Below are 25,287 nucleotides of genomic sequence, written 5' to 3'. Positions count from 1 at the left end.
TCCCTCTCTTTTTGTTGCGTTGCATAATACCTGCTGGGCCGCGCAAAACAACCCGTTAAAGCAGGAGAGAGCCCTGTATAATATAGATTAAGCAAAACATCTGCTGCCAGGAGGCAAAATGAAAATCACCGTGCTAGGTTGCGGTGCGCTCGGCCAACTCTGGCTGGCATCGCTTTTTAAGCAGGGACATGAAGTTCAAGGATGGCTGCGCGTGCCGCAACCTTTTTGCCATGTCAATCTGGTCGAAACCGATGGTAGCGTGTTCAACCAAACGCTTATCGCCAACGATCCTGATTTTCTCGCAAGTAGTGAATTATTGCTGGTGACACTAAAAGCATGGCAGGTTTCTGACGCCGTGAAAGCACTGGCCGGCAAACTTCCGACTAACTGCCCTATTCTGCTGCTACATAATGGTATGGGCACTCTCGAAGAATTAGGGGCATTGCACCAACCCCTTTTATCAGGTGCTACCACGCATGCTGCCCGACGCGATAACAACATCATTATTCACGTAGCCAATGGCATCACACATATTGGGCCTGGGAACGCTGCGGGCAACGATTTTAGCTTTCTTGCAGATATGCTGCACCATGCGTTACCTGAAATAGCCTGGCACGACAACATTCTTGCAGCGAACTGGAAAAAACTGGCTGTGAACTGTGTGATAAACCCACTTACTGCACTCTACAATTGCCCGAATGGTGAGCTGCGCCATCATCAGAGCGAAGTTGATGAGATATGCCATGAGGTCGCCAGAGTAATGGAACGTGAAGGTCACCACACTACGGCCGAAGACTTGATTTATTATGTCGGCGAAGTTATCGAAAGCACGGCGGAAAATATTTCATCGATGCTTCAGGATGTGCGCATCGAACGCCACACTGAGATTGATTACATTACTGGTTATTTACTGCAACGCGCGCGCGCCCATGGCCTTTCAGTGCCGGTGAACAGCCGCTTGTATGAGCAAATAAAGCGTAAGGAGAATGAATATGAGCGCTCGAGCACTGGTTTGTCTGGCTCCTGGGACTGAAGAGACCGAAGCTGTCACCACTATCGATCTTCTGGTCCGTGGCGGTATTAGCGTTACTACAGCAAGCGTTGCCAGCGATGGGGATCTGACGATTACCTGTTCGCGTGGGGTAAAACTGCTCGCTGACGCGCCGCTGGTTGAAGTGGCGGACGGTGAGTTTGATATCATCGTTTTGCCGGGCGGCTTAAAAGGTGCGGAATGTTTCCGCGACAGCCCACTGCTGGTTGAAACCGTGCGCCAATTCCATCTTTCAGGGCGCATCGTTGCCGCTATATGTGCCGCAGCCGGTACGGTATTAGTTCCGCATGAACTTTTCCCAATCGCCAATATGACTGGTTTTCCTGGGCTAAAAGAGACGATTCCAGAAGAACAATGGCAAGATAAACGTATGGTCTGGGATCCGCGTTTTAACCTGTTGACCAGTCAAGGGCCAGGTACTGCGATGGATTTTGCCCTAAAGATTATCCATCTGCTGGCAGGGAAAGAAAAAGCCGCTGAAGTAGCGGCTCAGGTTGTCTTGCCTCCGGGTATTTTCGATTATCGGATCTAATCTGTAAGCGCCCTAAAACCAGGGCGCTCCGCTCATGACGTTGCCATAAAACAACATCCTGCCTGCAAATTCACCCGATAGAATTATCCCTACCAGCAATATCCCTGCAAATAACGGGATTTTTCTACTGCCTGCGCGAGATAATAGCCAGCCACTTACGACAAGACTTGCCAGCAACTGCCACCAGAACAACGCACTGCTGGCTTCCGCACCGGGAATTCTGTATCGCATCCACAGCGACATTGCGACCAACGCGATTCCCAGCAACAACCCAAATTTAAGCGTAGCCGGGAGATTTTGCTGAACATAATTTGCCATGACGCTGACACTGGCAAATCCAAGCAATATTGAGGTGCCGAAGAAAGCGGACGGAGTGGCGAGTGTGTTCCACAATGGGTGCAGCGTCATCTGGTAATAGATCTGAGAGCTGACAAGTATTGCGCCAATGCCCAGTAAACACACGCCCCAGTTGGCGACTTTCATCCATACTGAATCGTTCGCAAACCAGCACATTATGAGCCACAGCGTCAGAGCGCCATTAAGCAAAATAAAGGCAACGACTTCACGACTAAGCCATGAGCGCCCTATCCCAGCAAAAGCCCGATAGGCTCCCAATGGCGACCCCAAATGTGCCAAAGAAGCACAGGAACCTACTACAGTTACCAGCCAAAAAGCTGATGCAATTTTGCGCGTTGTTAGCGTATCAAAAACCCTATCTCTCCCAACCAGGCAAAGAGTTAAAGCGATGACACCACCTATCCCCCATTGCGCCAGAACAGTAAAGAACACGAGCGGTAATTCATAAATTTCCATATAAGCTCCTTATTCATCCGCAGGAATGATCACGATATTTGGCCCACTGATCCGGTGGTCAGGCAGGTGATAACGTTTCTCCAGCCGTTCCCAGGGAGTTTGATATTCCGCTCGTAGTGCCGAAATTTCGCCAAAGCGCAGCACCCCTGCAGGGCAAGACTCAACACAACGCGGTAATAAACCTTCATCTAGCCTCTCGGCACAAAGATTACATTTACTCGTTTTACCTTCATTGGGATCGAACACGGGTGCGTTATATGGACAAGCCATAATGCACATACGGCAACCGATACAGCGGTCGTGATCCTGTACTACGATGCCATCAGGACGTTTATGGTAGGTATTCGCCGGGCAAACTTTTATGCATTGAGGATCGTCACAGTGGTTACAGGACATCGTAATAAATGCCTGACTGTTTGGATCATCCGTCCGACACTCCCTTACACGTCGCCAAAGCACGCCCAGAGGTGTTTCGTTTTCTGATTTACACGCCATGCTGCATGTTTTGCAGCCATAGCAGTTTTTCATATCGATGAGAAAACCATATTGTTTAGCCACAGTTACGCCTCCCTTCTCACATCAACCAACGTACTGTTACAGCAATGTCCGTTGCTTAATGGTTCCACATGATCATTCGTTACATGGCTACTACTACCGCCCTGTTGTTCCCACCAACCGTTATCTAACGACACCACACCACGCTTTATATGAGTGGTTACATCCGCTATCGCCCGATGTTCGCCGCGATGGTTATAAACCACCACCCATTCGCCAGCGCTGATATCGCGCGAGCGCGCATCATCGGGATGAATCATCACGTTTGGACGGTTACGTTGAACCTCGAGGATCCATTCATTCATGCCGTGGCTAGAATGAACGCTGCGGGCCAGCTTTCGCTGTACCGCCATTAGAGGATATTTTTTCGCGAGCTCAGGAGAGCCTTTTACTGACTCAGAAACCTGTTTCCAGGTGACCACCGGTGAAAAGTTTTTCTTTTGCCACTCTTCTATAAACAGATTTGCTTTGCCCGTACTGGTCCGGAATTGCCCGTCTTTGAATGGAATCCAATCGCCCTCCGTTGGGCGAACAGGTCCTTTAGCCAACATCTCACGAGTAATACCAGAACCTTCCAGGCAAGCATCGATGTAGTGCTCTATTGGCTGGTTGAACACCTCACCAAAGCCAAAGCGCTCTGCGAGTCGGGCAAAAATCCAATAATCAGGTTTCGCTTCACCCGGCGGTTCCACAGCCTTTTCCATCAATTGCACGTAATGACTACGCACACCAGCCATCAGGCTTACATCTTCAAAAATGGTCGTAACTGGAAGCACCAGATCCGCATACAGCGCTGAGGAAGTCATCAAGTTGTCCGCAACCACAACAAAAGGAACGCTTTTGAAGGCTTCCCGAACCTGGTTGGTATTGGGGAGTTGAGTCATAGCTCCCATCGTCATGTTCCACCAGAACTTAACAGGATGAGGTTTCTGCTGGACAATCCATTCCCCAATTTTCGACACAGGAATTGGCGCAATTTTTTTTGCATTTGGTGCAGGTGGGATAATGGGGGAGAACTTAGCCATCTGCCTTGCGCCACCGGCATCGCAAACACCAGCGCCCCGTTTACCAATATTCCCAGTGAGCAATGCCAGATAGAATTGGCTCGCAGCGACATAAGTCCCAAATTCAGTGCGTTGCGCACCGGACATATTCTGGATAATCATCGAAGGTGTTGTGCTGGCGTAATCACGAGCAAGTCGCAATACCGTCTGTTCAGGAATATCAGTTTCTTCTGTTACTCGTTGAACATTCCAGGGCTCTGCTTCTTGTTTTATCTGGTCAAGAACGGTGGTAAACGCGCTGCCAACTGGCAATTCGTTGCTGAAAAGAGCAGGTATTACTCCGGGTAAGTCATGACGCACAACGCGCTGACTGCGGGTATCGAAGACCAGATAGCTATCCGGATCTTCAGCTTTTTCACGCAATAATTTTTGCTGTGCGTCTATTAGATAAACGGCACCGGTATGTGCTCTCAAAAATTCCGCGTCATAACGCTTTTCATCAATGATGATTTTGATCATCCCCAAAGCCAAAGCAATGTCAGTACCCGGAACAATAGGGATCCACTCATCTGCTTTTGCCGCCGTTTCATTGAAACGAGGATCGATAACCACCATGCGTGCGCCATTGCGCTGCGCCTGACTATAATTTTTGAAATAAGCATGCATGGTTACTGCTGGATTGTTCCCCCAGCAAAGAATGTAACGACTGTCAGCTATCGTATCGCGTGTATCTGCATAGCGTAGGCCCAGCATGGGTATCATGGCTGCAGTCACCGCTGCACAGCAAAGAGATCCCGCCTGTTTGGTTGATCCACCCAGATAGTCGAAAAAGGCTTTCCCCATATCATTCTTGATGGAGTCCATATTCCCGGCATGGGTAGTGATTAACAGCCCTTCATTGCCATGAGCCTCAATCGTGTCACGAATCTTATTTTCGATAAGATCGAGAGCTTCATCCCAACCGATCGGTTTAAAAATCCCTTTCCCTTTCTCACCGGTACGCAAAAGTGGCTGGGTCAAACGTAGTGGGTGATATACCCATTTGGTACGGCTAATACCGCGCAGGCAACATTTCACATTGAAATCTTTGCTTGCCTCGATTTTCATCAAACGGTCTTGCCAGACAAAGGCAGTCAAATTGCAATGCAAGCACTCCATTGCACAGGTGGAGCGGTAGGTCTTGTAATCCGAGAGTTTCAGGCGCACCCGTGGTAGTGGCTCGCCGTTTGCCTGACGTAAACCCAACATACAGGGTGTAAGTGAAGCTAACCCAATAACGCCCATCCCTTTAAGTAACATTCTTCGTTGTAATCGATATTTGCTCAACGCTTCCATGAAATACCTCCTGTTTTTAATCACCATTAGTGAACCATGGTAAACCAATGGTGAACTTGAGAGATATCAACGATCGTTTAATCCCGAAATCAAGGTTTAAGGAATGTGAAGTCGGATCGATATCAGAGGGTTTAGTGATAGACTCAGCGAAGATTGAGAACGGGATATACCATGCCAGAAACGATACAAGGTGTTAATTCAGTCGATATTGCGGTCTCCATTATGGAGTACATCGCCACGCAGCATGGCCGGGCTAGAGCAACGGATATAGCAAAAGGTTGCGGCTTATCAAAAAGCCGTCTGCATAAGTATCTTGTTTCACTTTGCCGGACGGGAATATTGTTTCAGGATGGCAGCGGGCAGTACTGCTTGGGTGACACGATTGTGCGGCTCGCCAGTAGTGCAGCAACTCACGCCGATCCACTCTCTTTGATCAACAACTTGCTGTGCGAGTTTCGCGATCGGATGAATCTCTCAACTGGTATGGTCATTGCTCAATCGGGCAATCTTGTTCTACGCCACTATCACCGCAGTTTTCGAAATGTCGAAATTGATTTTCGCGATAATACGCCAATCCCGCTTCACTTAAGTGCTGCCGGGCAAGTGTATATGTGCTTTGGCAATTACACGCCAGCGAATGAGCGAGAACAGCAATTAATTGAAGAGACAACAAGACGGGGATACGCCGTGCGTTATAAACCTGCGCAGGGAATCCCTGGTGCGCAATCAATCGCCTGCCCGATACTGAACCGTAAAGGCAACCTGTTGGCTATTGGTGTCACAATGGGATTCTTCGAAAAAGAACAGATTCCTGAGATTGCACGGGAATTGAAACAAGCGTTATCGACACTGGAGTTGTGAAAGGGTCCTCCTGTAAGAAAGACCCTTGTCGAATAATTTAAGCGCGATAAACCTTCACGTTCTCAAAACCTTGCTCACGCAGATACAGCGCCTGCAAACGGCTCATCACACCACGATCGCACCACAGCAAATAGTTTTTGCTCTGGTCCAAATCGCCGAATGCGGTGCTCAGTTTATAGAATGGCAGTGATGCCACTTCCACGCCTTCTGGCTTGAATGGCTTATCGTCTTGCTCGTCGATAGAACGGATATCCAGCAGCACGTCATTCGGGCCAAACGCATCAACGGTTTCAACTTCCGTTACCACTTCTTTGCTCTGATTGGCAATTTCACGGATATCGATGTTGGTGGCTTCTTCAATCACACGATCGAGGACAGAGAAGTCAAAATTGGCTTCTTCTGCTTCAATCTTCGCCTTCACCGCTTTAACGGTTGGGCTCTTCGAGATAACACCACAGTATTCCGGCATGGTACGAGCGAAATCAGCGGTACCAATTTCACGTGCCAGATCGATGATGTGCTCTTTATCGTGAGAGATAAGCGGGCGCAGAATCAGCGTATCGGAAACATTGTCGATTAAACGCAGGTTGGTCAGCGTCTGGCTGGAAACCTGGCCCAGTGCTTCACCAGTCACCAGCGCCTGCACGCCGTAGCGCTCTGCCACACGGGAAGCGGCACGTACGAACATACGTTTGAGCACCACGCCCATCTGGCCGTCTTCGACTTTCTCGAGGATTTCGCCAACAACCGGCTCAAAGTTGATCGCCACGAAACGCACGCGGTGGGAGCTACCGAAACGGTTCCACAGATAATGCGCCACTTGTTTAACGCCGATTTCGTGCGCCGCACCACCGAGGTTAAAGAAGCAATAATGCACGCGGCAACCGCGACGCATCAGCATATAGCTGGAAACCCCGGAGTCGAAACCACCGGAAATCAGCGACAGCACATCTTCTTGCGTACCAATCGGGAAGCCGCCGATACCTTCGTAACGGCCTTTCACCAGCAGCAGGCGATCGTTTTCGATTTCCAGATTCACGGTCACTTCAGGCTTAGTCAGTTTTACGCGCGCTGATTCAATGTGCTGATTCAGGCCGCCGCCGACATAGCGTTCAACTTCAATCGAGCTAAACTCATGCTTACCACGACGTTTCACACGCACACAGAAGGTTTTGCCCTCCAGTTGCTCGCGATAAAGTTCCAGCGCCTGTTCGAAGATATTGTGCAAATCGGTAAACGGCACATCTTCAACTTCCAGAATGTGGTGAATACCAGGAATGCGGGTCAATGCTTCACGAATGGCGATGCGCTGATTTTCATCTTTAGCGCGAACTTCAATGTTGTCCCAGTGGCGAACAACCGCCAGATCTTCATCGTAGTGTTTTAAAACGTTGCGAATGTTCCCGGTGAGCATCTTAATAAAGCGTATGCGCACAGATTGACTCTTGATTGTGATTTCCGGGAACAATTTAATGATAAACTTCATGGCGGCTATGATTCGTTGATGAGCCAGGCATGGTAAACCATGCGGGCTGAAAGACTTAAAGAATTGCAGCGGCAATAAGCGCCGTTACATCCGAGGCGCAAAAGTATATCACTAAGAGCTTGCCATGGCGTTACACAAATGACTCCGCTACCATGGTGGGGTCGCAAAAATTATTAGAGTCAGACATTCACTATGCCGAAAAAAACCGAAGTCCCGGCCAGTTTTGAAACTGCGCTTGTGGAGCTTGAGCAGATTGTTACTCGTCTTGAAAGCGGAGATTTAGCGCTCGAAGAGGCGTTAAATGAATTTGAACGTGGCGTGCAACTGGCGCGTCAGGGTCAAGTGAAACTGCAACAGGCAGAGCAACGCGTACAAATCCTGCTAAACGATAGCGAAGACGCCCCACTCAAGCCTTTTACCCCGGATAACGAGTAAATGGATTTTAACCATCAGTTGCAGGCCCACGCCGAGCGGGCCAACGATGCGCTGCTGCGTTTTCTGGCACCGCTACCGTTTCAGAACACTCCTCTGGTTGAGGCTATGCACTATGGCGCACTATTTGGTGGCAAGAGACTGCGCCCTTTCCTGGTTTATGCGACCGGGGAAATGTTCGGCATAGCGCAAGAGACGCTGGATGCACCTGCTGCGGCAATCGAATGTATCCATGCTTATTCATTGATTCATGATGATTTACCTGCCATGGACGACGACGATTTACGTCGTGGGCAGCCGACCTGTCACATTAAGTTCGGTGAAGCCAGTGCCATTTTGGCCGGAGACGCCCTACAAACGTTGGCGTTTTCTATACTCAGTGATGCACCTATGACTGGCGTGGCGATTGCCGACAGGCTGGCAATGGTAAAAGAACTGGCAACAGCCAGTGGCGTTGCGGGAATGTGCGGTGGCCAGGCACTGGATCTGGAAGCGGAAGGTAAGCATGTAGATTTGCAAAGCCTTGAGCGCATTCATCGCCATAAAACAGGTGCGCTAATTCGTGCCGCCGTTCGTCTGGGTGCATTGAGCGCAGGTGATGCAGGCCGTAACGCCCTGCCGTTGCTTGACCGTTACGCTGAAAGCATCGGGCTGGCATTCCAGGTTCAGGACGATATCCTCGACGTTATTGGTGATACCGCTACACTGGGTAAACGCCAGGGCGCCGACCAGCATCTGGGTAAAAGTACCTATCCGGCCTTGTTGGGGCTTGAAAATGCCAAAACTAAAGCTTGGGATCTCTACCAGGATTCTCTCAGGGCGTTGGAAGGCCTGGCTCGCCAGTCGTTAGACACTACCGCACTGGAAGCGTTAGCGAGCTATATAATCCAACGTGATAAATAATTATTAACTTACCCTTTGGCATTCGGGCGCAGGCTTGAAGGATGAAGAGTAAACACCACGATGAGTTTCTAATGAGTTTTGATATTGCCAAATACCCGACCCTCGCACTGGTGGAATCAGCCCCTGAGCTACGCCTGTTGCCAAAAGATAGCTTGCCGAAACTGTGTGACGAGCTGCGTCGTTACCTGCTCGATAGCGTAAGTCGCTCCAGTGGGCACTTTGCCTCTGGCCTTGGCACGGTTGAACTGACCGTAGCGCTTCACTATGTGTATAACACTCCGTTCGACCAGTTAATCTGGGATGTCGGTCATCAGGCTTATCCGCATAAAATCATTACGGGTCGTCGTGACAAAATTGGCACTATCCGCCAGAAAGGTGGTTTGCATCCGTTCCCGTGGCGCGCCGAGAGCGAATATGACGTATTGAGCGTGGGCCACTCATCCACCTCAATCAGTGCGGGAATTGGTATCGCAGTAGCCGCAGGAAAAGAAGGCAAAGACCGCCGCACAGTTTGTGTGATTGGCGATGGCGCAATCACTGCGGGTATGGCGTTTGAAGCGATGAACCATGCAGGCGACATTCGCCCAAATATGCTCGTTATTCTCAACGACAATGAAATGTCGATTTCCGAGAACGTCGGTGCGCTCAATAACCACCTCGCACAACTGCTTTCGGGCAAACTCTATTCATCGCTGCGTGAAGGCGGCAAGAAAGTTTTCTCTGGCGTACCGCCGATTAAAGAGCTGCTCAAACGTACCGAAGAGCACCTGAAAGGCATGGTCGTTCCAGGAACGCTGTTTGAAGAGCTGGGTTTTAACTATATTGGCCCGGTCGATGGGCACGATGTGGTCGGGCTGGTGAACACGCTCAAAAACATGCGCGACCTGAACGGCCCGCAGTTCCTGCACATCATGACTAAAAAAGGTCGTGGTTACGCGCCTGCTGAAAAAGACCCAATCAGCTTCCATGCGGTGCCTAAATTTGACCCGCAAAGCGGCACGTTGCCCAAAGCTGCGGGCGGCCTGCCAAGCTATTCGAAAATCTTTGGTAACTGGTTATGCGAAACCGCAGCCAAAGACGACAAACTGATGGCAGTCACGCCTGCGATGCGTGAAGGCTCGGGCATGGTGGAGTTTTCACGCCAGTATCCGTCGCAGTATTTTGATGTCGCGATTGCTGAACAGCACGCCGTGACATTTGCGGCAGGCCTCGCTATTGGCGGTTACAAACCGGTTGTCGCCATTTACTCGACCTTCCTGCAACGCGCGTACGATCAAGTAATCCACGACGTCGCCATCCAGAAGTTGCCGGTGTTGTTTGCCATCGACCGTGCGGGGATTGTTGGTGCTGACGGGCAAACCCACCAGGGCGCGTTCGACATCTCCTTCCTGCGCTGCATTCCGGAAATGGTCATCATGACCCCAAGTGATGAAAACGAATGCCGCCAAATGCTGCACACCGGTTATCACTACAACGCTGGCCCATCTGCCGTGCGTTATCCACGTGGCAACGGTACTGGCGCGCAATTGCAGCCGCTGGAATCATTACCAATCGGTAAAGGTGTGAAGAAACGCGCTGGTGAGAAAGTCGCGCTGCTGAACTTCGGCACGCTGCTGCCAGAAGCTGAAGCCGTTGCGCAGTCTCTTAACGCGACGCTGGTCGATATGCGTTTTGTGAAACCACTGGATGAAGCGCTGATTCTTGAGCTGGCCGCCAGCCATGAATCGTTAGTGACCATTGAAGAGAATGCCATTATCGGCGGTGCGGGTAGCGGTGTGAATGAAGTGCTGATGGCAAAACGCAAAGTGGTTCCGGTTCTCAATCTTGGTCTACCGGATTACTTTATTCCTCAGGGCACCCAGGAAGAAGCACGTGCGGCTATCGGCCTGGATGCTCCGGGCATGGAAGCGAAGATTCGCGACTGGCTTAAATAATCCCCTCCTCCACTCCTGCTATGCTTAAAGAACCTGAATAGCCGGAGTGGAACCATGCAATACAACACGTTAGGAAAAACAGACCTCAAGGTTTCCCGTCTTTGCCTGGGTTGCATGACCTTTGGAGAGCCAGACCGTGGCAATCACGCCTGGACGCTTCCCGAAGAGAGCAGCCGCCTCATCATCAAACACGCCATCGATAACGGCATTAATTTCTTTGATACCGCCAACAGCTATTCCGACGGTAGCAGCGAAGAGATTGTCGGGCGCGCCCTTAAAGATTTCATGCGTCGCGAAGATGCGGTTCTCGCTACCAAAGTCTATTTCCCGGTGGGTGATTTAACCGAAGGTCTTTCCCGTGCGCAGATACTGCGTTCAATCGATGACAGCCTGCGCCGCCTCGGCACCGATTACGTCGATCTGCTACAAATCCATCGCTGGGATTACAACACGCCAATCGAAGAGACACTCGAGGCGCTCAATGACGTGGTGAAAGCGGGTAAGGCGCGTTATATCGGCGCGTCGTCGATGCACAGTTCACAACTCGCACAGGCGCTGGCCTTGCAGGATCAACACGGCTGGGCGCGTTTCGCTACCATGCAGGATCACTACAATCTGATCTATCGTGAAGAAGAGCTGGATATGCTGCCGCTATGCTACGAGCAAGGGATCGCGGTGATCCCGTGGAGCCCACTGGCGCGAGGCAAACTCACCCGCCCGTGGGGCGATACTACCGCACGTTCAGTATCCGATGAAGTGGGTAAAAACCTGTACGACGGCAGTAAAGACAACGATGCGGTGATTGCCGAACGACTGGCAAATGTGGCTGACGATAAAGGCGTGTCGCGGGCGCAAGTTGCGCTGGCGTGGCTGCTGAGTAAACCGGGCATTGCGGCACCGATTATTGGCGTTTCGCGTGAGCATCAACTGGATGATTTGCTTGGCGCGGTAGATTTAACGCTGAAGCCGGAAGAGATTGCCGAGCTGGAAACGGTTTATCAGCCGCATGAAAGGGCTGGATTTAAGTAACGCCCTCACCCTGGCAATTTTGTCAGGGTGAGTTCTGCAAGCCTTGCTGATTTTCCGTTCACCCGTGCGTTCAGTTATCTCTTTAATGCCCGAAAACGGTGAACGTGCCAGGTGGATAACGACATCCCCCTGGCGACCCCGTCGCCCGGTCATTAAATTGCCGCTGCGCGGTAAACCCCAGCTTATCCCCAACATCAGGGTCGTTCGCGACTCGTTCCCGACGATCGCTCTCTTTCGCTGCTCCCGGCAGCTCAACCCTGATTTATGGGGGAACACTGGGGCAATTTATACCGGGAACAAGGTCAAAACCGGCTCGGTGTGGTCTTTCGGTTTTGACGTTGACCTTTGGTTCCGGCTTCAATCGCCTCCATTTTGACTCCAGGTGGCCGGGTCCAGCCGTCGGGAACGGCTGGAGGGCGCGATCGTCTGGAACGAATCGCAACCGACCCGGACACGGAGGCAAAATGGAGGTTTACCGCTTGCGGCGATTGATTTGCCGGGAGTCCGGGTTCTTAGGGTGGCGACGGTGGCCACCCTAAGTCGTTCACCGGTTCAGTGGCTATATGAAACACTGAACACCAGGTGAACGGAACTGTCTCGCGACTCACAGAGATGTGACTAAGAGACAATACAGGAGAGGGAATAGTCGGTTTCTCCCTCGCCATCAGGGAGAGGGGCGATTAATCTAGAACAACCCAATCGGCCAGTGGTGCCCAATCAGGTAAATAATCCCCGCGGAGAAAACGCCCGCGACAATATCATCCACCATAATCCCCATTCCGCCGTGAACGTTACGGTCGAACCAACGGATTGGCCATGGTTTCCAGATATCGAGAATACGGAACACCACAAACCCTGCGGCTACCCAGCGCCAGTCGTTGATGGGCAGCGCCATCAGCGTAATCCACATGCCGATGAACTCATCCCACACGATACTGCCGTGGTCATGAACGCCCATGTCGCGTGCGGTCTGGTGGCAAAGATAAACGCCGATACAAATACCGAGCATGATGACCATGGAGTAAACCTGCCACGGCAGGAAGGTCATCAGGTACCAGAACGGGATCGCTGCAAGCGACCCCGCCGTTCCCGGCATAATCGGGCTTAAACCACTACCAAAACCGGTAGCCAGTAAATGCCAGGGATTGCTGAGCTTGAGACGGCTTTTTGCCACATCTTTAGAGCGCCGCAAAGTGGTCATATCCTTTTAAGTTCAACGTTACAGGTTTGCCGTTCTGCAAGAATTGTAGCCCTTCGGACTCAGGCCCAACCTGGCCGATGCAAGTAAATGGAATCCCAAGATTGCCAATAGCCACATCCAGCGCGCCACGATTGAGTTCCGGCACCGTAAAGCACAGCTCGTAATCTTCACCGCCGGAAAGCGCCCATTGCAGGGCCTGCTCGGCGCTGACGTTTGCTTTTACGGCATCCGAATATGGCAGAGCGTCGAGATCGATACGCGCCCCGCACTCGCTGGCTTTAAGGATATGACCCAAATCGGAAATTAGCCCGTCGGAAAGATCAATCGCGCTGCTCGCTAAATCACGTAATGCCTGACCATGAAGGATTCGCGGCGTCGGTCGCAAATGGCGTTTTTTCAGATACGCAGATTGCGTAGCATCTTTAACGGCTAAACGATCCTGCAAAATAGCCAGACCTGCCGCGCTATCGCCAGGTGTGCCGGTGACATAAATCCAGTCGCCAGGGCGCGCTCCGCTACGTTTAAGCGCACGCCCCACCGGCACAAGGCCGTGGATACCCAGCGTCATCGCGAGCGGACCACGGGTGGTATCACCGCCGATGAGCTGCATATCGTAGTATTCGAGTTGTTCAAACAGACTATCGCTGAAGGCTTCAAGCCAGCTTTCATCGACTTCAGGAAGGGTAATAGCCAGCGTCAGCCAGGCCGGATCGGCGCCCATAGCAGCCAAATCGCTTAGATTAACCGCCAGAGCTTTGTAGCCCAAATCGCGAGGATCGATATCCGGCAGGAAGTGGATACCTGAGACAAGCGTATCGGTGCTTATCGCTAAAAGTTGCTTCTCGGCTACCGTCAGCAATGCACAATCATCGCCGATTCCGGTTTCCACATCGCGACGGGAACTGCTTACGCGATCAAAATAACGGGCAATTAAGGAAAACTCACCGCATGCCATTCGTTACGCCTCTGAATATACCCGTCATTCTGCAAGCTGCGGGGTTGTTCGCTGCAACTCGAATACTAACGGATATAGAATAAAAAAAGGCCGGGTATTCAATATTCTTTAGGCTACAGCGTTGTTAGCTGTAGCTCAAAAACTCATGAATAATCACCGGCCAGAAGATTACTTTTTGCGGGGACGAATCTGTGGAGCAGCCTTATCAAGCACACCATTTACGAACTTGTGGCTGTCTTCGGCACCGAAGGTTTTCGCAAGATCGATGGCTTCGTTGATTGCCACTTTGTATGGCACGTCATCACGCTTAGCCAATTCAAACAGTGCGATACGCAGAACCGCTTTTTCTACCTGACCCAACTCTTCGAGTTGACGGGACAGGTAAGGCTTCATGAGCCCATCCAGATACGCGCTGTTAGTAGCCACCCCGATCAACAGCTCGCGGAAGTAGACAACGTCAACGTCTTTGACGTCCTGTTCCGCCAGGAACTGGTATTCGACATCAGCGATGTCATTTCGAGATAACTGCCAGGAGTATAGCGCCTGAACGGCACACTCACGGGCACGGCGACGAGCAGCAGGTTTCACAGATTTCCCCTTACAAAAAATCAGGCCTTGATGGCTTTCAATACATTAATCATTTCAAGCGCGGTCAGTGCAGCTTCTGCACCCTTGTTACCGGCTTTTGTGCCAGCGCGTTCGATGGCTTGTTCAATACTTTCGGTGGTCAGCACGCCAAAGGCGACTGGAATACCACTTTCCTGCGCAACATGTGCCAGGCCATTGCTGGCACCACCAGCAACATATTCAAAGTGAGCTGTGCCGCCACGGATAACCGTACCCAGCGCAATCACCGCGTCATAATTACCGGTTTTCGCCAGTGCATCTGCCGCCAGTGGCAACTCGTAAGCACCCGGAACCCAGACCACGGTGATATTTTCATCCTTAACTTGGCCGATACGTTTCAGGGCGTCAAGCGCACCATCCAGCAGGCTGTCATTGATGAAGTTGTTAAAACGCGCGATGGTGATGGCGACGCGAGCGTCTGGAGTAGCAACGGCTGCTTCAATGATGTTCATATTCTTCCTTTACGGTTCTGTTTAGCCCCGTTAGGGGGGCGGATTTTATCATAAACTTTTCGTGCCCGCTTACGTTTTACTAGCGACTGTATCGCGGCGTCAAATGCAGGCACAAATCAGGGCCGACCTGACGGACTTCACTAAAGCTAAATTCTGGCGCATCGGCTAATTTTTCAAGCCCTGGCAGGTTACATAAGCCACGTGCGTCGTTACCTAATAATTTCGGTGCTACATACACAATCAACTCATCAACCAGACCGGCTTGAAGTAATGCCCCACCAAGTGTTGCGCCCGCTTCAACCCAAATGGAATTCACCTGGCGTTTGCCCAGTAACATCATCATGACGACCAAATCGAGATGACCGTTATGCTCTGGCACGATAAATTGCTCAACACCATCAGGCCATATTTGCTCATCCGCTTTACAACGTGCAAGCCAGGTTTCACCTGCCTGAGCGACAATTTTGTGTTGCGGCGTCACGAGATTTTCACGATCGAGAATAATGCGCGTTGGCTGGCGTAAGTTTTCTTCGGCGTAAACTGCCTGAGTCGCGCTGTCTAATTCATTCCAACGCACAGTTAAAGAAGGATCGTCAGCCAGCACCGTTGCACTGCTGCTCAGAATAGCTGCACTTTGCGCACGCAGGCGCTGCACATCACGGCGTGACTCAGGCGAAGTGATCCACTGACTTTCACCACTTGCCATCGCGGTGCGTCCGTCCAGCGACGCGCCAAGTTTGAGTTGGATGTATGGGAAGCCAGTGCGCATACGTTTCAGGAAGCCACGATTAATTACCTCAGCTTCGTTCATCATCAAACCATGGCTGACTTCAATGCCCGCTTCTTTCAGGCGATACAAACCACGCCCGGCAACTTGTGGATTCGGGTCTTGCATCGCGGCAACCACACGCGAAACACCAGCCGCAATTAACGCATCGCAGCATGGAGGTGTGCGACCGTGGTGACTGCAAGGCTCCAGCGTGACATACGCTGTTGCACCTTGTGCTTTGTCACCCGCCATCCGCAATGCGTGAACTTCTGCATGAGGTTCGCCCGCACGAAAATGGAAACCTTCACCGACGATTTCGCCATCTTTGGCGATCACGCAACCGACATTTGGGTTCGGCATGGTGGTGAAACTCCCGCGCTTTGCCAGTTGCAGCGCACGAGCCATAAACTTTTCATCAAGCGACATCAGCATTAATCCTGTAAACGGGCAATTTCTTCGCCAAACTCGCGGATATCTTCAAAGCTGCGATAAACCGAGGCAAAGCGGATATAAGCCACTTTATCGAGTTTCTTAAGCTGTTCCATAACCAGATTGCCGATCATTTTGCTTGGTACTTCACGCTCGCCTGTGCCACGCAATTGGGATTTGATGTGGTTTACTGCCATTTCAACGTCGTCAGAGCTCACTGGGCGTTTTTCCAGTGCTTTTAGAATACCGCTACGTAGCTTGTCTTCATTAAACGGTTCGCGAACATCATTACTTTTCACGACACGTGGCATCACTAGTTCCGCCACTTCAAAAGTCGTGAAGCGTTCATGACAAACCAGGCATTGACGGCGGCGACGCACGGATGACCCTTCGCCGACAAGCCGGGAATCAATCACTTTGGTGTCTACTGCGAAACAGAATGGGCAATGCATGGCGCGTCCTGAAGGATTATTTAAATGAACAATAGTTTACCGCGAAGTAGCGGGAGTACAAAGGTAACGCCACATCATGCCAACAAATATGACTTTTCATGAGCGACAAGCTACGCTTAAAACAGGACAAAACTTCAAGGAAAAATTAGAAATGACAAAGAGTTACCTAAGAATCCTCCTGGTTACCAGCCTGGTGAGTCTCAGCGCCTGTGCCCAACAAACTGAAGTGCGCCAAATGAAGAGTGAAGTAGGCTCATTGAATAAAGAAATGACAAAGCTCACTGACCAGACAATCAAGTTGACGCAACAAAATGCGCTGAATGCGAAATCAACGACTGGCGTCTACTTGTTACCAGGTTCTAAAACCCCGGCACGTCTGAATAGTCAGTTAGGCAATTTGCAAATGTCGCTGAGCAGCATGACTCCAGAAGCAAATGGCACCCGTGCGATGCTCGTTATCAAAGGCGAGTCTAACGATCCTCTGCCCGCTTTTACCGGCAAGGTAGAATGGGGACAAATTCAGGGCACCACGGATAACTACCAGGAAGTGAACGTCCAGTCGCAGCAATTCAGTGCGCCAGCTAGCGTGTTAGCACCGAGCGATGTCAGTATTCCATTGTTGCTTTCAGGTCTTTCGCCGGAACAATTAGGTTTTGTGAGAATTCACGATATACAACCAGTCGACCCTTCTCAGGCACTACCAGCCCAATAATAGATAATTGCCCTCGCACTTGCGGGGGTAACCCTCAGTAACATCTGCGTTTTTTGTTACAACTAAACAAATGAAACACGATCAACACCTTTCACTTCAGTGAATAAATCTAGTGATCTTAGTCACATATACCTGTAACAGCGGACCAGCTATTTGCTTAAATTTCAGAAGCAGGTAGAATCTCGCCCGTTTTTAATGTGCGCAATTGAGAACGCAATCGATTACGTACTTAACGATAATGTGAAATGAAACATATTTTTGTGAGCAGGGATTTCTATAATAGGCGCGTCAATAAAAAGCCAAGTTAATGGTTGATGACCTTAGGTGATAAAATACCTCCTGCCCTCACGGGATCCATGTAAAAAACAGTGGCATATAAAATGAAAAAAATTATTTTGGCGGCTAGCACCGTCCTGACGCTTTCAAGCTCTTTCACGGCTCAGGCTGAAGAAACAAAAAATACCGAATACCTCTCTGATTGGTGGCACCAAAGCGTTAACGTTGTGGGCAGTTACCACACCCGTTTCGGGCCACAAATCCGTAACGATACCTACCTGGAATATGAAGCTTTCGCCAAGAAAGACTGGTTCGACTTCTATGGTTACATGGATGCACCAGTATTCTTCGGTGGTAACACTGACGCGAAAGGTATCTGGAACCACGGTTCTCCGCTGTTTATGGAAATCGAACCGCGTTTCTCTATCGACAAACTGACTGGCACTGACCTGAGCTTCGGTCCGTTCAAAGAGTGGTATGTTGCAAACAACTATATCTACGATATGGGTCGCAACAAAGATGGCCGCCAGAGCACCTGGTACATGGGTCTGGGTACCGACATCGATACTGGCCTGCCAATGAGCCTGTCCATGAACGTGTACGCGAAATACCAATGGCAGAACTATGGCGCATCCAACGAAAACGAGTGGGATGGCTACCGCTTCAAAGTGAAATACTTTGTACCGATTACTTCCCTGTGGGGCGGTAACCTGAGCTACATCGGTTTCACCAACTTCGACTGGGGCTCCGATCTGGGTGATGACAATTTCCTCGACCAGAAAGGCAAACAAGCTCGCACCAGCAACTCTATCGCTTCCAGCCATGTTCTTTCTCTGAACTACGATCACTTCCACTATGCAGTTGTTGCCCGTTACTGGCACAACGGTGGCCAGTGGAACGATGACGCAGATCTTAGCTTTATGAATGAGAACGTGCGCTCTACTGGTTGGGGTGGTTACTTAGTGGTTGGTTACAACTTCTAATAGCTGTCTGAATCTTTAAAAAGCCGATCCGCTAATTGCCGGTCGGCTTTTTTTGTTTCTGGAAGAGAACCTTCAATTTGCTGCAACTCAATAAAATGGTTTAGAGAACGGTCGGAACGCTCTGAGAAGTACAATCCTGTAGTTTTGACCGACAAGCAGCGATCCAGATCCACTCGAAAACTCCGATAAACTAGTCCCTCCTGACAGCATACTGTCAGCAGACTTTTATACTGGCGAAAAAAAACCGCAGCACGATGGCTGCGGTTTTTGATATCAGCAAATACCCTGACTATTAAGGCAGAATCGACGGTTGATCCGCACCTTCTTTCTCTACTTTCTGCTGCAACATGTGCTCACGCTTCATGCCCAGTTTCAACGCCAGTGCAGACGCCACGTAGATAGAAGAAACAGTACCGATTGAAACACCAATAAGCATGGTCAGTGAGAAGCCTTTCAGCATCGCACCACCAAACAGATAGAGCATCAGAATCACGACTAAGGTAGTACCGGATGTAATCAACGTACGATGCAGTGTCTGCGTCAAAGAAACGTTGAAGATTTCGTAAGGTGTTCCGCGACGAATCTTACGGAAGTTTTCACGAATACGGTCAGATACTACGATACTGTCATTCAGTGAGTAACCGATAACCGACATCAAAGATGCAACGATTGTCAGGTCAATCTCAATGTGGAATAACGACAACACGCCCAGCGTAATCACCACGTCGTGCATCAACGCGATAACCACACCCGCAGCCAGACGCCACTCAAAGCGGAAGCCTACATAAACCAGAATAGAGATCAGTGCCGCTAACAGCGCCAGAGCACCATTCTGCGCCAAATCCGCACCCACGCTTGGGCCGACGAATTCGATGCGTTTTACACCGGCATTCTGGTTAGTCGCTTCGTTAATCACCTGAACAACTTTGCTGCCCAGCACTTGCCCGCCGGTTTCCCCTTGAGCAGGTGGCATACGCACCATAATATCGCGGCTGCTACCAAAGTTCTGAACCAGCGGCTCAGCAAAGCCAGCCTTCTGTAGTGCTTCGCGCATCTGGTCTAAATCCGCTGGTTTTTCCAGCGAGATTTCGATAACCGTACCGCCAGTGAAATCCAGACCCCAGTTAAAACCTTTCACGCCGATAATCACGACAGAAAGGATTAGCAGGAAACCGGAGATACCGAAAGCCCAGAAATCCCAGCGCATAAAGTCATGGACTCTACGGCCGTAGTTCAATTGTTCAACAGTATATTCCTGTGCCACAACGCACTCCTCAGATAGACAGCTTGTTGACGCGTTTGCCGCCGTACAACAGGTTTACGATGGCACGGGTACCGACGATAGCAGTAAACATGGACGTCGCCACACCAATACCGGTCGTGATCGCAAAGCCTTTAATTGCCCCGGTGCCTACGGCATACAGGATGATGACCTTGATAAGCGTCGTGATGTTAGCATCGAAAATAGAGCTGAACGCGCCCTGGTAGCCCTCGTGGATAGCCTGTTGTACCGAACGTCCGTTACTAAGTTCTTCCTTAATACGTTCGTTTATCAGTACGTTGGCATCGACGGCGACGGCAAGGGTTAACACGATCCCCGCAATCCCTGGCATGGTGAGCGTTGCCCCCGGCAGCAGGGACATAATCCCAACAATCATTACCAGGTTAACCAACAGTGCAGAGGTCGCAATCAGGCCAAACTTCTTATAGAAGAACAGCATAAAGATGATTGAAACGGCCAGACCTGCCAGACACGCTTCCAGACCTTGCTTGATGTTTTCCATACCCAAAGTTGGGCCGATGGTACGTTCTTCAACAATCTGAATTGGTGCAATCAATGCACCCGCACGCAACAGCAAAGAAAGCTGGCGCGCTTCATTTGGATTGCTAATACCGGTGATACGGAAGCTGTTACCCAGACGCGACTGAATGTTCGCCACGTTAATAACTTCTTCTTGTTTCGCCAGAATCGCACGACCTGTTGAATCTTTCTTACCGCTGTCTTTGTACTCCACAAACAGGGTTGCCATCGGTTTACCGATGTTGTCCTTGGTGAAGTTAGACATGATGTTACCGCCAGCGCTATCGAGTGAAATATTCACCTGAGCCTGGTTGTATTCATCGGTGCTGGAAGTGGAGTCAGTGATATGGTCACCGGTCAGAATCACACGTTTGTACAGGACAACCGGTTGACCTTCACGGGTCTGTTTCACTTCGGAATCACCCGGTACACGGCCAGAAGCCGCAGCGGAAGCATCCACATTAGTGTTGACCAGACGGAATTCAAGCGTTGCAGTCGCGCCAAGAATCTCTTTCGCACGCGCAGTATCCTGAATACCTGGCAGTTCAACAACAATACGATCCGCACCCTGACGCTGTACCAATGGTTCAGCAACACCCAGTTGGTTTACACGGTTACGCAGGATATTGATGTTCTGTTGAACGGCATACTCACGCGCTTCACTCAGGCGAGCATCTGTCATTACAGCGCGCATTGCGTTGCTGCCTTGAGCAGAAATCACCAGATCACGATGGCGTGGAGTTAAATAGGAGATAGCTTGATCACGCGTTTGGCTGTCACGGAAAACAACATTGACGCCATAGTTATCGGCTTTACGCACGTTGGTGTACGCAATGCTCTTATCGCGAAGATCGCTACGCAGGTTATCAATGGTTTGTTCCTGCAACTTGCTCAGCGCGGTATCCATGTCCACTTCCATCAGGAAGTGCACGCCACCACGAAGATCCAGACCGAGTTTCATCGGTTCTGCGGAAATAGCGGATAACCAGCGAGGAGTGGCCGCAGCTAAGTTAAGTGCCACAACGTACTTATCGCCAAGGACGCTCATCAGAGCCTCACGAGCACGAAGCTGTGTATCAGTGGTGTCAAAGCGTGCAAGAATCGCACCCTCTTCCAGGGCCACAGACTTAGCGGGGATTTTTTCTGCGTTTAAGGTGTTCTGGACCTGGATCAGCGTTTGCTCACTGGCGGCGACGCCGCGCGCGCCAGTGATCTGAACTGCCGGATCCTCACCATATAGGTTGGGAAGTGCGTATAGCAGACCGACGATAAACACGACGATCAGCATGATGTACTTCCACAAAGGATAGCGGTTTAGCACGGTAGTTCCCTTAGGGAAAAACGAATATTACAGCGCCTTCATAGTGCCTTTCGGCAGAACGGCAGCTACGAAATCACGCTTGATAACCACTTCAGTGGTGTCGTTCAACGCGATAGAGATATAGCCAGTTTCAGCTACTTTCACTACGCGACCAACCAGACCACCAGTAGTCAGCACTTCATCCCCTTTAGAGATGGAGTCCATCAGCTTTTTATGCTCTTTGGTACGTTTTTGCTGTGGGCGCAAGATCATGAAATAGAAGATCAGACCAAATACCACCAGCATAAGAATCAAAGAGTACGGGCTACCCTGCGCCGGAGCACCTGTTGCAGCAACCGCATCAGAAATGATAAAGCTCATTAAAAATCCCTCATTATTAAATTAATCAACATTCAAAGGTGGAACTGGTTTACCGATTCGCTCGTAAAAATCACTTACGAACTGCTCTAATTTACCCTCTTCAATGGCCTTGCGTAAACCTGCCATTAAACGCTGGTAATAGCGCAAGTTATGAATCGTGTTGAGGCGTGCACCGAGTATTTCGTTGCAACGGTCAAGATGATACAAGTAGGCACGTGAATAATTGCGACACGTATAGCAATCACACTCAGCATCCAACGTCGAAGTGTCATCTTTATGCTTCGCATTACGGATTTTCACCACGCCATCAGTGACGAAGAGATGACCATTACGTGCGTTACGGGTTGGCATCACGCAGTCGAACATATCAATACCGCGACGAACACCTTCAACCAAGTCTTCCGGCTTCCCTACGCCCATCAGGTAACGTGGCTTGTCAGCAGGAATTTGCGGACAAACATGTTCCAGAATACGGTGCATGTCTTCCTTCGGTTCACCTACAGCCAGGCCGCCGACAGCGTAGCCATCAAAGCCAATCTCTACCAGACCTTTTACCGAGATATCTCGTAAATCTTCGTAAACACTGCCCTGAATAATACCGAACAGCGCATTTTTATTCTCAAGAGAATCAAAGCGATCGCGACTACGCTGTGCCCAACGCAAAGACATCTCCATTGAACGCTTAGCGTAATCCCAGTCAGCTGGATACGGGGTACATTCATCGAAGATCATTACGATATCGGAGCCAAGATCGTATTGAATTTCCATCGATTTTTCTGGATCGAGGAAAATTGCATCGCCGTTGATTGGGTTGCGGAAGTGCACACCAGCTTCGGTAATCTTACGGATGTCACCAAGGCTGAAGACCTGGAAACCGCCGGAGTCAGTCAGGATTGGACCTTTCCACTGCATAAAATCATGTAAGTCACCGTGCAACTTCATGATTTCCTGGCCAGGACGCAACCACAGGTGGAAGGTGTTACCCAGAATAATTTGCGCGCCAGTGGCTTCAACTTCTTCCGGCGTCATCCCTTTCACGGTGCCGTAAGTGCCAACAGGCATGAACGCAGGCGTTTCTACAACGCCACGGTCGAACACCAGGCGGCCACGACGAGCGCGTCCGTCGGTAGTATCTAATTCAAATTTCACATTTCCTCCAGCATCAGAGAAACAGTCTGATGGTTAAGACAAAACGCCGTCGGAGTAACCGGCGGCGTAGAATTTAGTGATTACGCGCCTGGGCGCTCATCAATAGCCTGCGGATTGTACGTGATGAACATGGCATCCCCGTAACTAAAAAAGCGATATTCGGAACTTACGGCTTCTTTATAGGCGTTCATGGTGTTTTTATAACCAGCAAACGCGGAAACCAGCATGATCAGAGTCGATTCCGGCAGGTGGAAATTGGTCACCAGCGCATCAATCACTTTGTATTGATAACCTGGGTAGATGAAAATTTGTGTATCGCCAAAGAAAGGTTCGATCAGGTCATTTTTTGCAGCCTGTGCCGCGCTTTCAAGCGAACGAACTGATGTCGTGCCAACCGCGATAACGCGATTACCACGTGCTTTACAGGCTAATACGGCATCAACAACATCTTGTGGCACTTCCGCATATTCGGAATGCATGATGTGATCTTCGATGCTATCAACGCGCACTGGCTGGAATGTCCCGGCGCCTACGTGCAGCGTGACAAACGCTTGTTCAATACCCTTGCTGCGCAGTGCTTCCAGTAACGGCTCATCAAAGTGCAGACCCGCAGTCGGAGCCGCAACAGCACCTGGTTTCTGGCTATATACCGTCTGGTACAGCTCGCGGTCAGACTCTTCATCCGGACGGTCAATATACGGTGGCAACGGCATATGGCCGATACTGTTTAAAATATCGAGCACGCTGCGTTCATCTTCAAACTGCACTTCGAACAGCGCATCGTGGCGCGCAACCATCGTGGCATGTACGCTTTCATCATCGCCCAACAACAACTCAGCACCCGGTTTCGGTGCTTTAGAAGCACGGATATGCGCCAGAATACGTTTGTCATCAAGCATGCGCTCGACCAGCACTTCAATCTTACCGCCGCTCGCTTTACGACCAAAAAGACGCGCCGGGATTACGCGGGTATTGTTAAAGACCAGCAAATCTCCAGGGTTGAGCTTATCGAGCAAATCGGTGAAAGTGCCATGCGTTAAATTACCCGTCGGCCCTTCCAGCGACAGCAAACGACACCCACTACGCTGTGCTTGTGGATAATGAGCAATCAAGGATTCAGGTAATTCAAAGGAAAAATCGGCAACGCGCATGGTTTAGAACTCAAGACTTAAAAAGTGGCGCTACAGTCTAGTGCCAGGGGACTTTCCCTGCAAGGAATAAGCCGCCCTTACGCTATTTACGAATAAGGTTACTATGAATTTTCTCGCCCATTTACATCTCGCAAGCCTTGCTGACAGCTCACTTCTGGGTAATTTGCTGGCTGATTTCGTACGTGGCAACCCGGATGAAAGTTTTCCAGGCGATGTGGTGGCAGGCATCCGAATGCATCGTCGTGTGGATGTTCTGACCGACGGTTTACCGGAAGTGGCGATTGCACGTCAATGGTTCCGTCCTGAAACGCGCCGTGTCGCACCGATTACGCTGGATGTTATGTGGGATCATTTCGTTTCACGCCATTGGCAAACGCTAAGCCCGGATATCCCGCTACCAGAGTTTATCTCCAGCGCCCGCGCCAATATTGAACCGTTCTTATCGGACACCCCACCGCGCTTTATCAATCTGAATCAATATCTGTGGGAAGAGCGCTGGATGGAGCGTTATAGCGACATGGCATTTATTGCTAATGTTCTCAATGGCATGGCTAGCCGTAGACCAAAACTAGATGCTTTGCGAGCTTCCTGGCAAGATCTTGATGCTCACTATGGTGAGCTTGAAGAGCTGTTCTGGCAGTTTTACCCACGCATGATGGCGATGGCCGAGCAAAAGAATTTGTAGCCTGTCGCAGCCTCACGATTAAATTCTTG

General features: G+C 50.4%; 26 protein-coding genes. 10 read left to right on the top strand and 16 right to left on the bottom strand.

Features of this window, described 5'->3' with window-relative positions; genetic code table 11:
- The first annotated feature begins 118 nt into the window (after positions 1-118).
- Together panE and yajL are read left to right on the top strand one after the other, a co-directional pair.
- On the top strand, positions 119-1,033 hold the full coding sequence (gene panE, locus LVQ79_RS04935; RefSeq protein WP_232864106.1) for a 2-dehydropantoate 2-reductase: 915 nt from the start codon (positions 119-121) through the stop codon (positions 1,031-1,033).
- On the top strand, positions 993-1,583 hold the full coding sequence (yajL, locus tag LVQ79_RS04930) for a protein deglycase YajL (RefSeq protein ID WP_232864105.1): 591 nt from the start codon (positions 993-995) through the stop codon (positions 1,581-1,583). Before panE ends, yajL begins: the two co-directional genes overlap by 41 nt.
- A gap of 12 nt (positions 1,584-1,595) precedes the next feature.
- On the opposite strand, the gene LVQ79_RS04925 is transcribed toward yajL, so the two are convergent.
- The 3 genes from LVQ79_RS04925 to LVQ79_RS04915 are packed head-to-tail and all read right to left on the bottom strand — an operon-like array spanning position 1,596 to position 5,290.
- Complete coding sequence (locus LVQ79_RS04925; protein WP_232864104.1) at positions 1,596-2,396, bottom strand: dimethyl sulfoxide reductase anchor subunit family protein; 801 nt, start codon at positions 2,394-2,396, stop codon at positions 1,596-1,598.
- A 9-nt stretch (positions 2,397-2,405) separates the two neighbouring features.
- On the bottom strand, positions 2,406-2,954 hold the full coding sequence (locus LVQ79_RS04920) for a 4Fe-4S dicluster domain-containing protein (protein WP_232864103.1): 549 nt from the start codon (positions 2,952-2,954) through the stop codon (positions 2,406-2,408).
- 2 nt (positions 2,955-2,956) lie between these two features.
- Positions 2,957-5,290: a molybdopterin-containing oxidoreductase family protein gene (locus tag LVQ79_RS04915; protein WP_232864102.1), complete on the bottom strand. Its 2,334-nt coding sequence runs from the start codon at positions 5,288-5,290 to the stop codon at positions 2,957-2,959.
- Positions 5,291-5,461: 171 nt separating this feature from the next.
- Between LVQ79_RS04915 and LVQ79_RS04910 the strand changes: the two genes are divergently transcribed.
- Entirely contained in the window at positions 5,462-6,151 is a 690-nt protein-coding gene (locus LVQ79_RS04910) for an IclR family transcriptional regulator (RefSeq protein WP_232864101.1), read from the top strand.
- Positions 6,152-6,188: 37 nt separating this feature from the next.
- On the opposite strand, the gene thiI is transcribed toward LVQ79_RS04910, so the two are convergent.
- Positions 6,189-7,637, bottom strand: coding sequence for a tRNA uracil 4-sulfurtransferase ThiI (gene thiI / locus LVQ79_RS04905; protein ID WP_232864100.1), 1,449 nt, complete (start codon positions 7,635-7,637; stop codon positions 6,189-6,191).
- Positions 7,638-7,829: 192 nt separating this feature from the next.
- Between thiI and xseB the strand changes: the two genes are divergently transcribed.
- The 4 genes from xseB (at position 7,830) to LVQ79_RS04885 (ending at position 11,935) form a co-directional block, all read left to right on the top strand.
- Positions 7,830-8,072: an exodeoxyribonuclease VII small subunit gene (gene xseB / locus LVQ79_RS04900; RefSeq protein ID WP_034493701.1), complete on the top strand. Its 243-nt coding sequence runs from the start codon at positions 7,830-7,832 to the stop codon at positions 8,070-8,072.
- Positions 8,073-8,972 (top strand): (2E,6E)-farnesyl diphosphate synthase, encoded by a 900-nt coding sequence (gene ispA, locus LVQ79_RS04895; RefSeq protein ID WP_232864099.1) that lies wholly within the window; start codon positions 8,073-8,075, stop codon positions 8,970-8,972.
- Between the two features lie 71 nt (positions 8,973-9,043).
- On the top strand, positions 9,044-10,906 hold the full coding sequence (dxs, locus tag LVQ79_RS04890; RefSeq protein ID WP_232864280.1) for a 1-deoxy-D-xylulose-5-phosphate synthase: 1,863 nt from the start codon (positions 9,044-9,046) through the stop codon (positions 10,904-10,906).
- A gap of 54 nt (positions 10,907-10,960) precedes the next feature.
- Positions 10,961-11,935: an aldo/keto reductase gene (locus tag LVQ79_RS04885; RefSeq protein ID WP_232864098.1), complete on the top strand. Its 975-nt coding sequence runs from the start codon at positions 10,961-10,963 to the stop codon at positions 11,933-11,935.
- Between the two features lie 685 nt (positions 11,936-12,620).
- Here the strand turns inward: LVQ79_RS04885 and pgpA are convergent.
- The 6 genes from pgpA to nrdR all read right to left on the bottom strand — a co-directional run bounded on the left by pgpA (position 12,621) and on the right by nrdR (position 16,820).
- The gene (gene pgpA / locus LVQ79_RS04880; protein WP_151995538.1) at positions 12,621-13,136 is read right to left on the bottom strand and encodes a phosphatidylglycerophosphatase A; all 516 of its coding nucleotides are present in this window, start codon (positions 13,134-13,136) and stop codon (positions 12,621-12,623) included.
- The gene (gene thiL, locus LVQ79_RS04875; protein ID WP_232864097.1) at positions 13,114-14,091 is read right to left on the bottom strand and encodes a thiamine-phosphate kinase; all 978 of its coding nucleotides are present in this window, start codon (positions 14,089-14,091) and stop codon (positions 13,114-13,116) included. The genes pgpA and thiL overlap by 23 nt, the downstream gene beginning before the upstream one ends.
- A gap of 168 nt (positions 14,092-14,259) precedes the next feature.
- Positions 14,260-14,679, bottom strand: a complete 420-nt coding sequence (nusB, locus tag LVQ79_RS04870) for a transcription antitermination factor NusB (RefSeq protein WP_232864096.1) — start codon at positions 14,677-14,679, stop codon at positions 14,260-14,262.
- A 20-nt stretch (positions 14,680-14,699) separates the two neighbouring features.
- Complete coding sequence (gene ribH / locus LVQ79_RS04865) at positions 14,700-15,170, bottom strand: 6,7-dimethyl-8-ribityllumazine synthase (protein ID WP_034457942.1); 471 nt, start codon at positions 15,168-15,170, stop codon at positions 14,700-14,702.
- Between the two features lie 79 nt (positions 15,171-15,249).
- Positions 15,250-16,365: a bifunctional diaminohydroxyphosphoribosylaminopyrimidine deaminase/5-amino-6-(5-phosphoribosylamino)uracil reductase RibD gene (ribD, locus tag LVQ79_RS04860; protein WP_232864095.1), complete on the bottom strand. Its 1,116-nt coding sequence runs from the start codon at positions 16,363-16,365 to the stop codon at positions 15,250-15,252.
- A 5-nt stretch (positions 16,366-16,370) separates the two neighbouring features.
- The gene (nrdR, locus tag LVQ79_RS04855) at positions 16,371-16,820 is read right to left on the bottom strand and encodes a transcriptional regulator NrdR (protein WP_064516598.1); all 450 of its coding nucleotides are present in this window, start codon (positions 16,818-16,820) and stop codon (positions 16,371-16,373) included.
- A 151-nt stretch (positions 16,821-16,971) separates the two neighbouring features.
- On the opposite strand from nrdR, the gene LVQ79_RS04850 reads away from it, so the two are divergent.
- Both LVQ79_RS04850 and LVQ79_RS04845 read left to right on the top strand, forming a co-directional pair.
- The gene (locus LVQ79_RS04850; protein ID WP_232864094.1) at positions 16,972-17,532 is read left to right on the top strand and encodes a SadB/YajI family lipoprotein; all 561 of its coding nucleotides are present in this window, start codon (positions 16,972-16,974) and stop codon (positions 17,530-17,532) included.
- Positions 17,533-17,912: 380 nt separating this feature from the next.
- Positions 17,913-18,791, top strand: a complete 879-nt coding sequence (locus LVQ79_RS04845) for a nucleoside-specific channel-forming protein Tsx (RefSeq protein WP_232864093.1) — start codon at positions 17,913-17,915, stop codon at positions 18,789-18,791.
- Here the strand turns inward: LVQ79_RS04845 and LVQ79_RS04840 are convergent.
- The 6 genes from LVQ79_RS04840 to queA form a co-directional block, all read right to left on the bottom strand.
- Entirely contained in the window at positions 18,788-18,964 is a 177-nt protein-coding gene (locus LVQ79_RS04840) for a hypothetical protein (RefSeq protein WP_232864092.1), read from the bottom strand. The genes LVQ79_RS04845 and LVQ79_RS04840 overlap by 4 nt on opposite strands.
- A gap of 119 nt (positions 18,965-19,083) precedes the next feature.
- Complete coding sequence (gene secF, locus LVQ79_RS04835) at positions 19,084-20,055, bottom strand: protein translocase subunit SecF (RefSeq protein WP_120066277.1); 972 nt, start codon at positions 20,053-20,055, stop codon at positions 19,084-19,086.
- Positions 20,056-20,065: 10 nt separating this feature from the next.
- Positions 20,066-21,913, bottom strand: coding sequence for a protein translocase subunit SecD (gene secD, locus LVQ79_RS04830; protein ID WP_151995543.1), 1,848 nt, complete (start codon positions 21,911-21,913; stop codon positions 20,066-20,068).
- Between the two features lie 27 nt (positions 21,914-21,940).
- Positions 21,941-22,273, bottom strand: a complete 333-nt coding sequence (yajC, locus tag LVQ79_RS04825; RefSeq protein ID WP_034457929.1) for a preprotein translocase subunit YajC — start codon at positions 22,271-22,273, stop codon at positions 21,941-21,943.
- 21 nt (positions 22,274-22,294) lie between these two features.
- Positions 22,295-23,422 (bottom strand): tRNA guanosine(34) transglycosylase Tgt, encoded by a 1,128-nt coding sequence (gene tgt, locus LVQ79_RS04820; RefSeq protein WP_232864091.1) that lies wholly within the window; start codon positions 23,420-23,422, stop codon positions 22,295-22,297.
- Positions 23,423-23,502: 80 nt separating this feature from the next.
- Positions 23,503-24,573: a tRNA preQ1(34) S-adenosylmethionine ribosyltransferase-isomerase QueA gene (queA, locus tag LVQ79_RS04815; RefSeq protein ID WP_034457925.1), complete on the bottom strand. Its 1,071-nt coding sequence runs from the start codon at positions 24,571-24,573 to the stop codon at positions 23,503-23,505.
- Positions 24,574-24,676: 103 nt separating this feature from the next.
- On the opposite strand from queA, the gene acpH reads away from it, so the two are divergent.
- Positions 24,677-25,258 carry an ACP phosphodiesterase gene (gene acpH / locus LVQ79_RS04810; RefSeq protein ID WP_232864090.1) on the top strand — a complete coding sequence of 194 codons (582 nt, stop codon included), beginning with the start codon at positions 24,677-24,679 and terminating at the stop codon, positions 25,256-25,258.
- Positions 25,259-25,287 lie beyond the last annotated feature (29 nt).

Origin of the sequence: Buttiauxella cochleicola (assembly GCF_021282405.1) — a bacterium.
GTDB classification, from domain to species: domain Bacteria; phylum Pseudomonadota; class Gammaproteobacteria; order Enterobacterales; family Enterobacteriaceae; genus Buttiauxella; species Buttiauxella massiliensis.
Note: the sequence above shows the minus strand (reverse complement) of the source record. Positions and strands in the feature narration are given on the sequence as shown.

What these genes read in the sequence shown, in the direction of transcription:
- queA (WP_034457925.1), bottom strand. Translation starts at nt 24,573, where the DNA reads ATGCGCGTTGCCGATTTTTCCTTTGAATTACCTGAATCCTTGATTGCT.
- LVQ79_RS04850 (WP_232864094.1), top strand. Translation starts at nt 16,972, where the DNA reads ATGACAAAGAGTTACCTAAGAATCCTCCTGGTTACCAGCCTGGTGAGT.
- thiL (WP_232864097.1), bottom strand. Translation starts at nt 14,091, where the DNA reads ATGGCATGCGGTGAGTTTTCCTTAATTGCCCGTTATTTTGATCGCGTA.
- LVQ79_RS04925 (WP_232864104.1), bottom strand. Translation starts at nt 2,396, where the DNA reads ATGGAAATTTATGAATTACCGCTCGTGTTCTTTACTGTTCTGGCGCAA.
- nrdR (WP_064516598.1), bottom strand. Translation starts at nt 16,820, where the DNA reads ATGCATTGCCCATTCTGTTTCGCAGTAGACACCAAAGTGATTGATTCC.
- yajL (WP_232864105.1), top strand. Translation starts at nt 993, where the DNA reads ATGAGCGCTCGAGCACTGGTTTGTCTGGCTCCTGGGACTGAAGAGACC.
- pgpA (WP_151995538.1), bottom strand. Translation starts at nt 13,136, where the DNA reads ATGACCACTTTGCGGCGCTCTAAAGATGTGGCAAAAAGCCGTCTCAAG.
- yajC (WP_034457929.1), bottom strand. Translation starts at nt 22,273, where the DNA reads ATGAGCTTTATCATTTCTGATGCGGTTGCTGCAACAGGTGCTCCGGCG.
- LVQ79_RS04915 (WP_232864102.1), bottom strand. Translation starts at nt 5,290, where the DNA reads ATGGAAGCGTTGAGCAAATATCGATTACAACGAAGAATGTTACTTAAA.
- dxs (WP_232864280.1), top strand. Translation starts at nt 9,044, where the DNA reads ATGAGTTTTGATATTGCCAAATACCCGACCCTCGCACTGGTGGAATCA.
- thiI (WP_232864100.1), bottom strand. Translation starts at nt 7,637, where the DNA reads ATGAAGTTTATCATTAAATTGTTCCCGGAAATCACAATCAAGAGTCAA.
- ribD (WP_232864095.1), bottom strand. Translation starts at nt 16,365, where the DNA reads ATGTCGCTTGATGAAAAGTTTATGGCTCGTGCGCTGCAACTGGCAAAG.
- ispA (WP_232864099.1), top strand. Translation starts at nt 8,073, where the DNA reads ATGGATTTTAACCATCAGTTGCAGGCCCACGCCGAGCGGGCCAACGAT.
- acpH (WP_232864090.1), top strand. Translation starts at nt 24,677, where the DNA reads ATGAATTTTCTCGCCCATTTACATCTCGCAAGCCTTGCTGACAGCTCA.
- ribH (WP_034457942.1), bottom strand. Translation starts at nt 15,170, where the DNA reads ATGAACATCATTGAAGCAGCCGTTGCTACTCCAGACGCTCGCGTCGCC.
- LVQ79_RS04910 (WP_232864101.1), top strand. Translation starts at nt 5,462, where the DNA reads ATGCCAGAAACGATACAAGGTGTTAATTCAGTCGATATTGCGGTCTCC.
- xseB (WP_034493701.1), top strand. Translation starts at nt 7,830, where the DNA reads ATGCCGAAAAAAACCGAAGTCCCGGCCAGTTTTGAAACTGCGCTTGTG.
- LVQ79_RS04845 (WP_232864093.1), top strand. Translation starts at nt 17,913, where the DNA reads ATGAAAAAAATTATTTTGGCGGCTAGCACCGTCCTGACGCTTTCAAGC.
- LVQ79_RS04885 (WP_232864098.1), top strand. Translation starts at nt 10,961, where the DNA reads ATGCAATACAACACGTTAGGAAAAACAGACCTCAAGGTTTCCCGTCTT.
- panE (WP_232864106.1), top strand. Translation starts at nt 119, where the DNA reads ATGAAAATCACCGTGCTAGGTTGCGGTGCGCTCGGCCAACTCTGGCTG.